Source organism: Micromonospora sicca, assembly GCF_003172935.1.
Classification (GTDB): domain Bacteria; phylum Actinomycetota; class Actinomycetes; order Mycobacteriales; family Micromonosporaceae; genus Micromonospora; species Micromonospora sicca.
Genome location: NZ_QGKS01000254.1, coordinates 15532 through 30887, shown reverse-complemented (window position 1 = coordinate 30887; position 15356 = coordinate 15532). Strand labels below are relative to the sequence as shown.

The window sequence follows — 15356 nt, the reverse complement described above, 5'->3', positions numbered from 1 at the left end:
CGGCCTCTACGGTGGACCGATGCCGGTCACCCGACATCGACTCCTGCGGTCCCTCGGCGCCGCCGTCGGCGTGGCCACGGGCGCCGTCCTCGACGGAGGTCACGCCGGGTGGTCGATGAGGGACCGGCCGACGACGCCGCCCGTGCGGGGTGACGGGATCGCGGCCTGCCGGTGGGTCGGCCCGAACTCCGTCGACCAGGTCCGCGGCAGGTCGGTCGGCGCGCGCCGCAGCGCGCTGCGCGGTCCGAGCCCGGCCGACCGGTCGGGCCGGAGCCCACCGGCGGAGCCGCCCGGCCGGGCGACCGGGTTCACGGTCGCCGGTACCGCACCGCCGGCCGGGGTGATGCCCAACTCGCGCATCCGCTCGGCGTACGCCCGGTAGCGCCGCTGCGCCTCACCGTGCCGGCCCGCCGCGCGGAGCACCTGGACCAGCTCCAGGTGGGCGTCCTCGTCGTACGGGTCGCGGTGCACCAGCCGCATCAGGTAGACCAGCTTCTGGTCGGTGTCCGGGGCGTGCTGGGCGAGCGCGCGCAGCACGCTGGTGTGTGCCACCTGCGCCTCCTCCCGCAACGACTGCGCCCAGTCCTCGTACGGGTCGTCGGCGAGGAAATCCCCGCCGTACAGCTCGTCGGCCCGGGTCAGCAGCCGGGGCGCGTCCGGATGCCCGGTGCGCTGCGCGGCCTGCGCCTCCTCGACGGCGGTGAGGAACGCCTCCACGTCCACGTCGACCACGTCCAGGTCGATCGCCACGGAGCCCCGGTCGGCGAGCACCGGCCCGCGTCCGCTGGTGCGCTGCCGGGTGCCGAGCACCCGGCGCAGGGTGGACAGCAGCACCGAGAGCCGGTTCGCGGTGCGCGACGGCGACTCGTCGGGCCAGAGCAGCTCCATCAGCCGGGGGCGGGGCACCGCCCGTCCCCGGTGCGCGACGAGGATCTTCAGCAGGTCGCGCGCCTCCTTGGACTGCCATTCGCCGTACGGGACGACGGCGCCGGCCCGGAACACCCGGAAGTCGCCGAGGGTGTGGATGACGACGGCCGGGACGCGCAGCGTGATCGCGGTCAGCCCGTCGGCCACGCCGGGGTCGAGGCGTACCCCGCAGCGGCGCAGCTTCTGCTCGGCGCCCTCCGCGCCGCGGCGCGCCTGCCGCCCCTGCAGCCGGGCGGCGATCAGCTGGACCGTGGCCTCCTCGGCGCGGTCGCCGAGTTCCTGGCAGAGCGCGGCGGCGTCGTCGAGCAGCCCGGCGGCGGCCCGTGGGTCGGCCGCCGCCAGACGCCACCACCGACAGGTCGGCCCGCACGGTGGGCAGGATCAGCCCCAGCAGGGCGGGGTCGGCGAGCAGTTCGTCGGGTATCCCGCCGAGGCCGCGCAGCCAGGCGGTCAGGGTGCCGTCGTCGAGGGCCTGCGCCGGGCCGACGGACGCGGCGCGGTGCGGCGGGCGGGCCGCGGAGACCACCGGGCGGTGCGGTGCCGGGCCGCCCCGGGCGACCAGCCGGCGGGCCACCTCGTACCCGATCAGGCCGCCCATGCTGTGCCCGAAGAGCGCGTACGGCGCCGGCACCCGCTCGGCGATCGCCTCCACCAGCGGCGGCGCCAGCCCGTCCATCGTGGTCAGCGGCGGCTCGGCGAGTCGCCGCTCCCGGCCGGGCAGCTGCGCGGTCCACACCTCCACCTCGTCGCCGAGCAGCGCGGACCACGGCCGGTACGCGCCGGCCCCCGCACCCGCGTACGGCAGGCACACCAGCCGGAGCCGGGCGGCCGGGCGGGGCACGGCGCAGCTCAGCCAGGCGGCGGCCCCGGTCGGTCGGTCGGCGGTCGTCGGTGGCGGTGGCATGGGTACCCCGTTTCTGCTCAGCACGGCGACGAGGCGTGGTGCCGCCATGCCCGCACACGCTAGGAACGGCCCGTGACGGCGGTCTTAAGTGCCGGATGAGGGTTTGCTGCGGTGTCCGCTTCGGCCCGGCTTCGGGCCGCGCCCTGACCGACCGGCCCACCCGGCTCGGGCCGGACGCCCGATGGAGGCGGCTCTATCCCTTCTAGATCGTTAACCGGAAATTCGGTGCAGGTCAGGCCGGGGGGGTAACGGGCGACGCGCCGTGTAGATCCGTGACAGGTGGATGAAGGGTGTCCAAGATCGGCGTTTCCACACACGTCAGACTCTGGAGCCTTCGTGATCGCCGACCTGGACACCCTTCTCATCGCACTCTACGTGGAACTGGTTGACCGGATCATCCCCGCCACGTCGGCACGCCGCCGTGGTCCGGGCCGCCCACCGGCGGTGACCGACGCCGAACTGGTCTGCCTGGCCGTGGCGCAGGTGTTGCTGCGCTACAACGAAGAACACCACTGGCTACGAGCCGCGGCGTCACGGGTCGGGCACCTGTTCCCCCGCTTGCTGGGCCAAAGCGAGTACAACGAGCGGCTCAAGCAGGCAGCGCCGCTGATGGAGGCCGCGCTGCGGTGGCTGGCCGAGCACACGCCCGGCTCGGCCGAACCGCTGCGACTCATGGACGCCACCCCGATCGGCTGCGGCCAGTCCAAGACCACTGCCCAGCGCTCGGATCTGTTCGGCTGGGCCGGCTACGGCTACGAGTCCGCCCACAGCCGCTGGTACTGGGGCGTCAAGCTGCTGCTCATCACCACCGCCGACGGCACGGTCACCGGGTTCGGCCTGGCCAACCCCAAACTGTTCGGCGAACGCGAGCAGACCCGTCAGATCCTCACCCGCCAGATCGCCAACCAGCACGCCGCAGGCACCGCCGTGGTGACCGACAAGGGCCTGTCCGGCCAGGACACCGAACAGTTCTTCACCGACCTGGACCTCACCTTGATCCGCCCTGCCCGCCGCGACGAGCGCACACCCAGGCCCTTCCCCAACTGGCTGCGCCAACGCGTCGAGGCGATCATCTGGACGCTGAAGAACCAACTCGGCCTCGAACGCCACGGCGGGCGAGTCCCGCTGGGCCTGTGGACCCGCATCGTGCAGCGCCTGCTCGCCCTCAACGCCGCGATCTGGCACAACTGGACGATCGGCGCACCGATCAAGCGATCATTGATCGCCTACGATCACTAGCCCCTGCTGACCAGGAGCGAAATTCCGGTCAACGATCTAGGCCGGGGGCGTGCTGACCAGGGTCCCCCCTGGTGATCCCGTCGATGCCCGGCTCCGGCTTCTCCGGCAAGCCGAGTGCCCGGCTGGGGCCCCGAGGGCATCGCGAGGACCACATCCTCGAACAACTCGACCCGTGGCTCGCCCGAGCCCTCTCCCCCGGCCGACACACCGCCACCATCCAGGCACCGACGTCCGGCCTGGTGCTTCTCGATCGTCACTCAGTCAGCCGTCGAACCGCTCCCAGGCAAAGTTCGAATCGCGAAGCGGGCGGAGCGCCGACCGATGCGGCTCCCGGCGTACACCTCGACCGAGCCACCTCGGGGGCGGCGGTTGTGACGACCAAGCCGTTCCCGGTGGGATCCGAAGCCGGCGATGCTGTGTCTCCTACCGGGCGCTGTTCCGCGGGCGGCCCCTGCACGCATTCTGACGAGTGGAGACAGGACCCGAGCAGGAGGTAGGAGCGGTGCGTCGGACGCATCTGAACGTCGCGTCGTGCAGGGCGGCAACGAGCGGCAGTTCTGCATTCCTCAATCGGGCGCAGCGCGAGCTGCTGCCTGCCCTGCTTGAGCTTGGCTGACAGGCGCATGCAGACTGGTGGCATGACGCGAGGCATTGCCCTGGTCCGGCGACCCAGCGACCGGCTGGCCGAGGGGCTGGTCACCCACATCGAGCGCAGCGACGTGGACGTCGCGCAGGCCCGGCGTCAGCACGAGGCGTACCGGGCCGCGCTCGCCGAGGCCGGCTGGCAGGTGCGCGAGGTCGCCCCCGCCGATCACTGCCCCGACTCGGTGTTCGTCGAGGACACCGTCGTGGTCTGCGATGGCCTGGCGGTGATCACACGGCCGGGCGCGCCACAGCGCCGTCCGGAGATCCCCGGCACGGAGAAGGCGGTACGCGAGGCCGGGCTGGAGGTCGTACGCATCGAGGCTCCCGGGACGCTGGACGGCGGCGACGTGCTGCAAATCGGCACCACCGTGTACGTGGGCCGAGGCGGCCGCACCAACGGCGAGGGCCTCGCCCAGCTGCGCGCCCATCTGGCGACCCGCGGGCGCACGGTAATCCCGGTCCCGCTGCGCGACGTGCTGCACCTCAAGTCGGCCGTGACCGCGCTGCCCGACGGCACCCTGCTCGCGCTGCCGGAACTGCTCGACGCGACCGCGCTCCGGCAACCCATGCGCACGGTCGACGAGGAGGCCGGCTGCCACGTCGTACCACTCGGTGACGACCTCGTGCTGCTGGCCGCGTCGGCGCCACGCACCGCGGCGCTCGTGGCGGACCTCGGCTTCACGCCGGTCATCGTCGACATCGGCGAGTACGAGAAGCTCGAGGGCTGCGTCACCTGCCTGAGCGTGCTGATCCCCCGGGTCTGACCCACGCCCCCAGCCGGACCCGGTCGGCGGCTACTTATCTACTGGTGGTACGACCGCAGCCCGGCCAGGCTTGGTCGAGGTGACCGGTGGGGTCGCTCTTTCAGCGGCTGCCCACCGCGGTTTGGTGTGGCTCTCATCTGGCATGCGTCCTGCCGGTCACCGTGGCGCGGAGAGGCTCAAGAGAGGTCTGCCCAGCTCGAAGTAGCGCTGCCCTCCTCGCCGGATTCAGCCCCGGTCTGATTGAGGAGGACGAGCGTGGGACAGGTCATCATCGGTATGGATCCGCATAAGCGGTCCGCGACCATCGAGATCATCAACGACCGCGAGAAGGTCCTCGCGCAGGGCCGGTTCGGCACCGACCGCGACGGCTACCAGACGATGCTGAAGCTCGGCCGGCAGCACAAGGACCGGATCTGGGCGGTGGAGGGCTGCAACGGCATCGGCCGGCACATCGCTCAGCGCCTCGTCGCGGACGGCGAAACGGTGGTGGACGTGCCGGCGAAGCTGTCCGCCCGGGCCCGGGTGTTCGACACCGGCCAGGGCCGCAAAACCGACCCGGTCGACGCCCACAGCGTCGCCGTCGCAGCCCTACGCAGCAAGGGTCTACGGCAGGTCACCGTCGACGACACGACCGTTGCACTGCGGCTGCTCGTCGACCGCCGCGACGGTCTCGGCCACGCCCGCACCGACCTGCTCAACCGCATCCACAAGCTTCTGCTGGAACTGCTGCCCGGTGGGGCGAAGAAGTTCCTGTCCGCCCCGCAGGCCCGCGCCCTGCTCAACACGATCCGGCCGCGTGATCTGGTCGGGCGCACCCGCCGCCGGCTCGCCTCCGAGCTGATCACCGAACTGGTCCAGGTCGACAAGAAGATCAAGGCCGCGGACAAGGAACTGACCGAGCTCGTCGAGACCACCGGCAGCAGCCTGCAGGACCTCAACGGCACCGGCCCCTCCGGCGCCGCCCGCCTGATCGGCGACGTCGCGGACATCAGCCGCTTCGCCACCCGCGGGCACTTCGCGTCCTGGAACGGCACCGCACCCCTGGACGCCTCATCCGGCGACCAGCAACGCCACCGCCTGTCCCGGGCCGGGAACCGGCGCATCAACCGGGCCCTGCACATCATGGCCGTCGTCCAGTTACGCCACGACACCGAAGGCCGCGCCTACTACCGGCGCAAACTCGCCGCCGGCAAAACACCGATGGAGGCCATGCGCACTCAAGCGCCGGCTGTCCGACATCGTCTACAAGCAAATGATCAAAGACGCCAAGAAAGCCGGGACGGGCCCGGGAGGACACGTGGGGGCGACTCTTCAATCCAGCGCGGCCGACCCGATCCCCATGATCGACACTTCGGAACAGTCACTTCCCGGACCCGCCGAACCCCAGCCTAGAACACCACTCCTCGCCGCCTCTTGACACAGAGGGGTGCCAGATGAGCGGACCCGATCTCGCTCTCGCCCGAGCGCTCTGGGTCAAGGCTGGCTGGTTCAGGCGTTCGCCAGCGGCAGATCGCCTGCATGTGCCGACTTACCCAGAACTATCCGACCTCCGTAGGTCGCACGGGACGGACGGCGCGGCATCCGGCTGTGGCTGCTGTAACCGCAGATCGAGGCCGCGGAGATAATCACGCGCGATTAGCAAGAGATGCAGGCTGCGTTGATCTTGTCGTCGCGGGGGCGAGGCGACCGGGGCGCCGGTCGGGCGATGTACGGGCCGGAGGTCCGTGCCCGGACACCGTCGGGGTCCGGGGACTTGACCGGACCGGCAGGGCGCAGTCAGCGCAGCCGGGTCTTCCAGTCCTCCGGTACCCGCCCCCGGGGACCGGGGGCGGGCTGGTCGAGCGGGTGCGAGTGCGGCTCGGCCAGCTCCGGCCCGTCGCCGTAGAACTGGTCGTTGGAGTAGTCCCAGAACCACGACTCGCCGGGTTCGAAGCTTTGGATGACCGGGTGACCCGTCGCGGCTGCGTGAGCGGTCGCGTGCTGGCTCGGCGAAGAGTCGCAGCAGCCGACGTGGCCGCAGGCCGCACAGCGGCGCAGGTGGAACCACCACCCGCCGGAGGACTCGCACTCCACGCAGCCCGGGCCGCTCGGTGGCACGGCAGCGTCGATCGCCGCGGTCACGGCCTGCGGCTCCGGCTCGGGCTTGGTCTGGTCACCCACGATTGGTTCCCTCCCGGCTCACGGCCTCCGACGGTCGGACCGATCCGCACGTGTCCCGCCTGGTCGCCCCGGCCTCGCAGTCTGGCACCCGAAAGCGTCGGCCCCGCACCCCGACCCCGCCGGGTGTGCCGGCCGGCACTCAGCCGAGGGGTCTGAGGATCGGTGCGGTGTCGGGAGGTCCCGGCCGGGTCCGACGGCGTGGCGATAGCTCACCGGCCTGACCGACGGGACGGCCGGACTTCTGCCGTTGCTGGCGTACCCTGCCCGCCAGCTGGTGGCCGGCGGCGAGCCCGTCGGCTGGACCGGCCCGGCACGGCGCCCCGCCCGTCGCTGGGCCGCAGGACCGGTCCGGCGGCCAAAGCCAGGTGCGCTTTCACGCTTGGACTGCGGTTCGAGGGAGGCGTGACGTGGCGGTGTCACTGCGTTCCGCTCGGGTAGTCCGTTCCATGGGGTGCGGACGGATCGCGGAGCACGGCTTCTTGGCCGATGGTCGCAGCGCGGTGCTGGTGGACCGCACCGGGTCGGTGAACTGGTGGTGTCCTGCGCGCTTCGACGCTCCGTCGGTGTTCGCCCGCCTGCTTGATGATGATGCCGGGCACTGGGTGATCCGTCCCGCGGGTAGGTTCAGCACGGACCGGGCCTACCTGACCGATACGCTCGTGCTTCGTACCGTCTTCACCACCGCGACGGGCAGCGTGGCGGTGACCGACGCGCTGGCCCTCGAACCGGGTGCGCGGGGCCATGAGGTCGGTCTGCACTCGCCGAGGGTGCTGGCCCGGGTAGTGCGGTGACTCTCCGGCGAGGTCCCGCTGCGCTTGCACTACCGGCCACGGTTCGAGTACGGCCGGATGGTCCCCCAGCTGGTACGGCAGGACGACGCGTTGGTCGCCAGTGCCGCGTCGGCCCGGCTGGATCTGCGCGCGTCCATCCCACTGGTGTGCGAGGTCGGGGAGGCGTTCGGGTCGTTCACCGTACGAGCCGGCGAGACGCGTCACTTCACCCTGGGGTACGCGCCGGCGTACGACGCCGGCCCGCCAGCGGTGCTCGATGCCGAACAGGTGATCGACAATGCCGTCGCAGGCTGGCGCTCCTGGATGGGCCTGCACGACTACCGTGGTCTCTAGCCGGAGCAGGTGCGACGCAGCGCGCTGGTGGTGCAGGGCATGACCTACCGGCCCAGTGGTGCCGTGGTGGCCGCCCCGACGATGTCCCTGCCCGAGGAGTTGGGCGGCGAGCGCAACTACGACTACCGCTACGGCTGGGTACGCGACTTCAGCCTCACGCTGGAGGCGCTCTGGCGCGTGGCCTGCACCGACGAGCTCAACCTGCACGTCGGGTGGTTGACACGGTCGATGGGCATGAACGAGGGCATCGTGCCGATCATGTACGGGGTGGAGGGCGAACGGGACCTCACCGAACACCACCTCGAGCACCTGGCCGGCTTCTCCGGCAGCCGACCGGTACTGGTCGGCAACGACGCCTGGCGACAACGGCAGAACGACGTGCACGGTGAGCCGCTCAGCGCCGCCTGGCTGATGCGGGAGCACCTCGACCCGATGCCGCCGGACATCCGCCAACTGCTGCGCGCGATGACCGAGCGGGCCGCGCGGGACTGGCACCTGCCGGACGCCGGGATGTGGGAGGCACGCGACGCCGAACGCCACTACGTGTCGTCGAAGGTGCAGTGCTGGACGGCGTTGGACCGAGCCGTCCGCTTCGGGTCTCACCTGGGATCCGAGGCGGACGTCGCCAGGTGGGCAGCGGCACGGGACGAGGTACGACGAGCCGTGCTGACCCGGGGCTGGAGCGACCGGCAGGCGGCATTCACCGCGGCCTTCGACACCGATGAACTGGATGCGTCGGTGCTGCTGATGCCGATGGTCGGCTTCCTTCCCGCCGACGACGCGAGAATCCGTTCCACCATCCGGATGATCGAGGAGAGGTTGTCCCACGACGGCCTGCTGCGCCGCTGGCAGGGCGACCCCGCCGGCTTCGTGATCTGCTCCTTCTGGCTGGTCAGCTGCCTGGCGCTGGCCGGCGAGCGCGACCGGGCCGGGCAGCTTTTCGAGCGGCTCGCCGACCGGGTCAACGACCTGGGCCTGTTCGCCGAGCAGATCGACCCGTACAGCGGGGAAGCCCTGGGCAACTTTCCCCAGGCGTTCTCACACATCGGCCTCATCAACGCCGCCGGAGACCTCACCGACCTGGACGCCGGGCGCCACGACCTTCCGCCGGCACCAGAGCGGCTCATCCCCGCCAGCCAGAAGGCGGTCGGCCGGTGAACGACCACTGCCACAATTGGGCCGTCATAGTCCAGCCGAAGTCACCGCCAGGGCAGCCGCCGCGACCGGCGACGCAGCCGCGGACTGGGCGGGCACTCGCTCCATGAGATCGAACGCCGCGCCGCCCGCAAATCCCGGGTGACGCCCGGAGACCTCAGTCCCCGGTGGAACCGGCAGCCTCGACGATCGAGACGGGAGTGCCAAGTTCGACGGTACGGGAGACGGTGCAGAGCCGTTCGTGCGACTGCTGCAGCGACCGGGGCAGCGCCTCGCGCGCCCGGTCGCCGTCCGCGCCCACCGGGAACGTCACGGTGAACTCGACCCTGAGGTTCTGCATCCGGTTTCCCCCGACCTCGTCCCGGATTTTGTCGCCAGTGACTTCGACGGAGAACTGAGTCGGCTCGGCGCGGCGGCTGGTGATGTGGTCCACGTCTATCGCAGTGCAGCCGCCGATGGCAGCCAGCAGCAGTTCCACCGGCGTGAAGCTGGCGTCCTCGCCCGTGCCCATCGACAACGATCCGCCGCGGACATTCCGCGCGACGTACTTCCCCAGGCTGGTGCGCTCGATCTCCACCGAGCGGAAGGTGTCCTCACTCATGACGGGGAAACTACCTTCTGGTCCCCGAGCCACCGGCCTGACCGGCCGATCGGCCCATCCTCAACCGTCGAGACCGCCATGCTCGAGTCGAACGACTGGGGCGACGACGACTGGGGCGTCTGCAACGGCGTCGGCGCCAACCTGCTCGGTGTCCTGCTCATGGAGCGTCGCGGCGTCATCCAACCACTCGAACCTGAACCACGAGTCCGTGCCAACGTGGACATCAGCGAGAGGGATGATGCGGACGTGGCCAATGACAGCGGTTATCTGCTCGACAATCAGCAGGCGGAAGCGGGGACTCGCTTTGGCGCCCTGGCGGCGCTGTTCAACCCTTCCACGTTTCGGCACATCGACGCGCTCGGCATCGCGGGAGGCTGGCGGTGTTGGGAAGTCGGCGCCGGAGGCCCCAGCGCGCCGTCCTGGCTCGCCGCGCGCGTCGGCCCGGCGGGGCACGTGCTTGCCACCGACATCGACGTCTCGTGGATGACCGCTGCCGCCGACGCTGGCTACGAAATCCGCCGCCACGACGTCGGCGTCGAGCCGCCGCCAGGGGATGGATTCGACCTGGTGCACGCGCGCCTCGTCCTGGTGCACGTTCCACAGCGTGCCGCGGCGCTGGCCGCCATGATCTCGGCTCTGCGGCCCGGCGGCTGGTTGCTGGTGGAGGAGGCCGACCCGATGATGCAGCCGCTGGTCTGCCCGGACGAGTCGGGACCGGCCCAGCGGCTGGCCAACAAACTCAAGCGCGACTTCCGCACGCTGATGGCTCAGCGTGGTGTCGACCTGTCCTACGGGCGCACGTTGCCTCGGTTGTTGCGCGGCGCGGGACTCGTCGACGTCGAAGCCGACGCCTTCTTCCCGATGACCGGCGCTGGCTGCACCCTGCTGGAGCAGGCCACCGTGGCGCAGGTCCGCGACCGGCTGGTCGCCGCCGGCCTGGCTACCAACGAAGAAGTCGACCGGCATCTCGACAACGTCGCGGCGGGGCTTCTCGACCTCGCCACCTCGCCCATGATCTCGTCCTGGGGCCGGAAACCTGCTTGAATCGCTCGGAGATCCGTACGATTGTCCCGGCACTGCTACGGGTCCCGCCCCCAGATCCTCGTCTCGGCAGGACAGCGCACGGCGCCAGGCGCTACCAACGCGACGGACAGCGGCCATGAGCGGACGCTGACCAGCAGGTGTCAGTCACAGATCAACGCGTCGAACTCGGGCTCGCTGACCACTCTCGGCTCTGTGCCAGGCTCCCGCACGAGGATCTTCCCAACGGAAAGATGCTCCAGGTCGCTCAGCGTGAAGCGGACATACACGACGGACCAGGAGCTGTCGGTGGTCCAGCCGCGCAACGTGAAGGTCCGTTCCGGCGGCATCGCCTCAGGTGGCCGCTCCGCGGTAACGCCCGCTGCGGATGTTGCCCCCAACGGCCAGGTCAGCGCTTGGGTCACGGTCGAGTCGCTGAACTCCCATCTCCCCACAACGACGGCGTGCGGGTTGTCGGATCCCCGGGACTCATCCGACCACAGCGTCGCCCCGTCCAGTGGGTGCTTACAGGTGCGCAACACGCCGAGGGCGTTGCCGTGCTCGTCAAGTTTGACGCCCGCGAATCCGTCGGTCGGAACGGTGCAAGACGAAAGCAGCATCGCCAGTGTCACGAGCGCCATGGCGACGACCATGACCCGTTTCGGTCGCGATCCGCCCATAGCAGCAGTATCGCCACGCCGGAGACTCGTGCCAGTGGTCCTGCCCCTTCCAAGGCTGAACCGTTACGTCCGGTCGAGAGCGAGCCAGCGACGCCCTCATCTCGGCTACTTGCTGCGCCTGCGGCTCGAATACCATCTGCCCGCCGGCCCTATGTCACCACTCTTGCTCGTGTGTCCTCAGTGGCGGCGCGGCTACGCGCATCGCCGCGGGTGGTCGCTGGTGGCCTGCTGGCGCTGGCCGATATCGCGGGTACGGACTTTCGACAGGCCCGTACCGACATGGCGCGTGGCCGGGACCCGGTGGTCACCGGCGACAGCGAGCGGCTGCGGTTCGAGGCGCTGTCGACGTGCGGTGGTCTGTACGGACGGCTCGACCTCACCGCGGCCGAGCTTGATGGCACGACGGTCGGACGTGGCACCACCAACGTGGACATCAACCCTCCCTTGTATGAGTCGCTGACCCGGGTCGGCGGCGAAGATCCGTTGCGCATGTCGGTGGGCGAGGAGGGGCTCGCCGTGTCGACGCTTGACGGCAAGGTCGTCGAGAAGCGAGTGCCGCTGCCGGCGCGCTGGCTGCGCGGGCTGGCCGAGGTGGCGGCGCACGCTCTGCCGATGGATCCGCGGCTGGAGATCCGCGCCGGACGTGCCGTCGCGCTCCTGGCCGAGATGTCGGCGCGCACCGGCCGGCAGGCCCGCTGGCTGGTGCCGGCCGGATCCGGGTGGCGGGCCACCACTCGGCCGGTTCCCGGCGCCATCTGCGTGGCCGACGGATTCCGGCTGTCGGTGCTGCGGCCGCTCCTTCCCCTGGCGCAGACGTTGACTCTCTACGCACCGCCGGTCTCTGGCGCACCCACCCAGGTGAGCGGTTGGGTGCTGGACTTCGGCACGGCCCGGTTCACGCTGCTGCTGTCGACCGCCGCTAACCAGGGCTTCGCCGGCGACGGCCAGTTGCTGGCCGACCTCGGGTCCGAGTCCGCCGACGCCGACGCCGACGCACTGGATGCGCTCCTGGCCGTCGATCCGGTCATTGACCGCGCGTCGGTCGCCGCGCGTACCGGCTGGGGCTCCGCCCGGGCCACGTCCGCCCTGGCCGCGCTGGCCACGGCGGGCCAGGTCGGGTACGACGTCGCGGAGGCGTCGTCGTTCCACCGCCCGCTGCCGTACCGAGCCGACCTGGTCGCCGCGCTGCACCCCAGGCTTGCCGCAGCCCGGATCCTGACGACAACGGGCGGCATGGTGGTGACCGCAGCCGGCGTCGAGGTGACCTCCGGTGAATCCACGTACCTCGTGCATCGGCGCGGCGACGAGTACGCCCGCACCTGCGCCTGGTGGGCCGAACACCAAGGCCGGCGGGGGCCGTGCAAGCACGTCGTGGCGGCCATCATCGGACAGACGGGACAGCAGGGTGAATGACGTCTGGCGCGACGTGCGCGCGCGGATCGACGACGCCGATTTCGACGCGCTCGCCGACGTGCTTGCCGGTCTGGACGCCAACGGGCGGGCAGCGCTGCTGCCGATGCTGGAAGGGCACACCCCGACGCGCGCAGCGCCGGAGCCGGTCGTCCCGCCACCGCCGGAGCCCGAGCCCGAGCCTGAGCCCGAGCTGCCCACCAGGGGCGTCTTCGCGTTCGCGTTCCTAGTGTCCAAGGACGACAGCCCGCCGCCCCGCGACCTCGAAGGCCTCCGTGCGTACGCCGACCGCCAGCGGCTGCGCGAGCGCGAACGCCGGTGGGCCCGCGACAAGTGGCACCTGGAGCGGCAGGCGGCCCAGGCCGCCGCCCGGCTGACCGAGCGCCGCCACGCCGCCCTCGCGATGGCCGTCGTGGCGTGCGCGCCGACGGCCACAGAGGCGGTCAAACGCCTGCACCGCCCGTGGACCGCCGGCCCGTCGCTGCGGGTGGTGCCCGAGGTGGTGCCCGCCCTGCTCCGCGTGCGCGGTGCGGCATGGGGCGCTGCCCTGGCCCGCGGCATGGTGCGCCGTGCGGGATCCCGCAGCCGGACCACCCCGTGGCCGTTCACCGAAGCGCTCATGCGGGCCGTGGGAGCCGAGCCACCGGACACGCCCGGCGCTGTCGCACGGTACGTGGAGCTGTGGCGCCCTTCACTCGCCTCCTTCCTCGCCGCTGATCCATGGTTCGACCACGTACTGCCGTACCTTTTCGACGAGGACCGGGTGGCCGCGGTGTTCGTCACCGGCGTGGCCCGCCGTGACTGGCCGGCGGCGCTGTGGAGTTGGCGAGCAGCGGGCGCGTCGACCGCGAGGTGCTCATCGCGGGGTGCCTACGCCGCTGCGCGCTGGCGGACGCAAGGGACTGCTGCAGCCGTACCTCGACCTGCTGAAGCAGTTGACGCTGGGCATCGACGAGCTGGCCAGGCACCGGCAGGAGCTGACCGGCCTGCTGACGGCGCCGATGTCGACAGTCGCCGATTACGCGTACACGTCTCTGCAGACCTTGCACCGGACGTCCGAGCTGGACCGGGCGACCCTGGCCGAGATCACCCAGGGCATGCTGTCGCGCCCGGAGAAGAAGCTGGTCCGCGCGCATCTCGCTTGGCTGCGCAAGCTTCCGCTGGAGCACCTGGTGGACGGGCTGGTGGGCGGGCTGCACCATCCGGTGCCCGAGCTCGCCGAACGCACCGTGGACCTCATCGAAGCGCGGCTGCCAACCCTGTCCGAAGCGTCCCGCGAGCGGTTGAAGGCCGAAGTCCCCTCGCTTGACGGTGTCGCCGCGCAACGACTCGCCGCGCTGCGATGAGGTCCACGGTGCGTTCGGCGAGCTGGCGATCCTGCTGCGCGGGGGCGACGACGACCCGATCCGGCACGAGCTGGTGCTCGACGGGCTGGTGCGGGCGGCCGGCGGGGACCGGAACACCGCCGCTCGGGTGCTGGAGCCGTTGATCCCGCAATGGCCCGGGCTCTGGCCGGCCCTGGTCGCCGCCGCCATCGGACGCGACGCGCCACCCCACCCCGGGTACCACCCGCGGTACCACACCGAACGCCATCCGATGACGCTCTTCGTGGAACGCCGGGTCGCCGAACTCACCGCGCGGCTGGTCACTGCCCCGCCGGTGGCGCTGCTGGCCACGCCGGCCACGGTCGCCGGACATGTCGACCCGGCCCGGGTTCTCGGCCTCCTGCTGGAGGCAGAACGCGACGGCTGGCAACCTGGCGAAGCCGACCTGACGCAGGCCATCCTGCGCCTGCCTCGCGTGGTGGACCGCGCCGTCCGGGCGACCGCCGCGCGCCTGGTCTCGCCGGCCGGCCGCCGGTTCGCCGGCTGGCTGGCCACTCCCGCCGAACCGCGGACCTGGGTCGAGGAGGTCGGGCACCAACCGTATGTCTCCAGCCGGCGGATCGCGATGCTGGACCCGGCCGGCCTGCCGGCCGAACTCGCCGATCCGCGCAGCGCGGCCGAACGGGCCAGGTCCGCCCGGAACGCAACAGCCGTGGCCCTGTGGCCGATGATCGCACCGTCGCACCGCGAGGCAATGGCCGCGCACATCCAGCCGTTCGCCGCCGCCATCGTGGACCGCGGCAACCCCGGCACGGGTTTCCTCGCGGGGCTCGCGGCGGCCGACGGCCCGGTCGGCCCGGCGATGTCCCTGACCATGGCGTACGCGCTCGCCAACCACCGGCAAACCGCGCGGCTAGCGGCCGGCGACGCGCTCATCGAACTCGCCGCCCGCCCGGGCTGGGACAGCACGGGTATCGGGGCGAAGGTAGGGACACTCGCCACGGCAGACCGGATCGTGCTGCAGCGAATCGTCCAGCCCTTGGCCGAGGCGCTCAAGGCCGGCGCCCGCGACACGGTCTGGCAGGTGACGTCCGCGGCGCTGCCGGTCCTCCTGCCCGCCGGACCGCGCCCTGGTCTGGCCGACCTCGTCGACCTCGCCGCCAACGCCGCTCCTCGTGGCGGCCACTCCGCCGACCTGCCCGGCCTGGCCGCGCTCGCCGCCAAGCCTGGCCGCAACCGCCTCACCGAGGCCGCCCGTCGGCTCGCCGCGTTCATGCCGACCTGACCTCTTCCGGCCCGCCGAAGAGGTCACCGAGCAGAAAGCGCTGGTCAGCGCACTGTCGATGGGATCGGAGTCTCAGCTGTGGGGACACGCACAGCGCGTAGCCAGTCGGCTGGCCGT

Annotated in this window: 11 protein-coding genes and 2 pseudogenes; 8 read left to right on the top strand and 5 right to left on the bottom strand. The window is 71.5% G+C overall.

The genetic code is table 11. From position 1 onward, the window contains the following. Nucleotides 1–99: 99 nt before the first annotated feature. Nucleotides 100–1074: an AfsR/SARP family transcriptional regulator gene (locus DKT69_RS19150; protein ID WP_109802897.1), complete on the bottom strand. Its 975-nt coding sequence runs from the start codon at nt 1072–1074 to the stop codon at nt 100–102. Between the two features lie 226 nt (nt 1075–1300). Beyond that, nucleotides 1301–1831, bottom strand: a pseudogene (locus DKT69_RS41125) (thioesterase II family protein); the annotation flags it as partial. A gap of 336 nt (nt 1832–2167) precedes the next feature. Here DKT69_RS41125 and DKT69_RS19140 point away from each other — a divergent pair. The 3 genes from DKT69_RS19140 to DKT69_RS19130 all read left to right on the top strand — a co-directional run bounded on the left by DKT69_RS19140 (nt 2168) and on the right by DKT69_RS19130 (nt 5871). Further along, on the top strand, nt 2168–3070 hold the full coding sequence (locus DKT69_RS19140) for a transposase (protein WP_109802896.1): 903 nt from the start codon (nt 2168–2170) through the stop codon (nt 3068–3070). 638 nt (nt 3071–3708) lie between these two features. Next, nucleotides 3709–4479: a dimethylargininase gene (gene ddaH / locus DKT69_RS19135; protein ID WP_109802895.1), complete on the top strand. Its 771-nt coding sequence runs from the start codon at nt 3709–3711 to the stop codon at nt 4477–4479. A gap of 255 nt (nt 4480–4734) precedes the next feature. Continuing rightward, on the top strand, nt 4735–5871 hold the full coding sequence (locus DKT69_RS19130; protein WP_236648056.1) for an IS110 family RNA-guided transposase: 1137 nt from the start codon (nt 4735–4737) through the stop codon (nt 5869–5871). A gap of 384 nt (nt 5872–6255) precedes the next feature. Here DKT69_RS19130 and DKT69_RS19125 read toward each other — a convergent pair whose 3' ends face one another. Further along, nucleotides 6256–6639: a UBP-type zinc finger domain-containing protein gene (locus tag DKT69_RS19125; RefSeq protein ID WP_236648054.1), complete on the bottom strand. Its 384-nt coding sequence runs from the start codon at nt 6637–6639 to the stop codon at nt 6256–6258. A 446-nt stretch (nt 6640–7085) separates the two neighbouring features. On the opposite strand from DKT69_RS19125, the pseudogene DKT69_RS19120 reads away from it, so the two are divergent. Next, nucleotides 7086–8921: pseudogene (locus DKT69_RS19120) on the top strand (glycoside hydrolase family 15 protein). 154 nt (nt 8922–9075) lie between these two features. On the opposite strand, the gene DKT69_RS19115 reads toward DKT69_RS19120, so the two are convergent. Beyond that, nucleotides 9076–9519, bottom strand: coding sequence for an OsmC family protein (locus tag DKT69_RS19115; protein WP_109802894.1), 444 nt, complete (start codon nt 9517–9519; stop codon nt 9076–9078). A gap of 78 nt (nt 9520–9597) precedes the next feature. Between DKT69_RS19115 and DKT69_RS19110 the strand changes: the two genes are divergently transcribed. Further along, nucleotides 9598–10563, top strand: a complete 966-nt coding sequence (locus tag DKT69_RS19110; RefSeq protein WP_236648048.1) for a methyltransferase domain-containing protein — start codon at nt 9598–9600, stop codon at nt 10561–10563. 140 nt (nt 10564–10703) lie between these two features. On the opposite strand, the gene DKT69_RS19105 is transcribed toward DKT69_RS19110, so the two are convergent. Then, nucleotides 10704–11180, bottom strand: a complete 477-nt coding sequence (locus DKT69_RS19105; protein WP_146231137.1) for a DUF3383 domain-containing protein — start codon at nt 11178–11180, stop codon at nt 10704–10706. A gap of 210 nt (nt 11181–11390) precedes the next feature. On the opposite strand from DKT69_RS19105, the gene DKT69_RS19100 reads away from it, so the two are divergent. From DKT69_RS19100 to DKT69_RS19090, 3 genes are all read left to right on the top strand, one after another. Next, a complete protein-coding gene (locus DKT69_RS19100) occupies nt 11391–12632 on the top strand; it encodes an SWIM zinc finger family protein (RefSeq protein ID WP_146231136.1) in 1242 nt (413 codons plus the stop codon). Nucleotides 12633–13495: 863 nt separating this feature from the next. Next, complete coding sequence (locus DKT69_RS19095) at nt 13496–13975, top strand: hypothetical protein (RefSeq protein WP_109802891.1); 480 nt, start codon at nt 13496–13498, stop codon at nt 13973–13975. Further along, nucleotides 13935–15239 (top strand): hypothetical protein, encoded by a 1305-nt coding sequence (locus tag DKT69_RS19090; RefSeq protein ID WP_161557886.1) that lies wholly within the window; start codon nt 13935–13937, stop codon nt 15237–15239. The genes DKT69_RS19095 and DKT69_RS19090 overlap by 41 nt, the downstream gene beginning before the upstream one ends. Nucleotides 15240–15356: the final 117 nt, after the last annotated feature.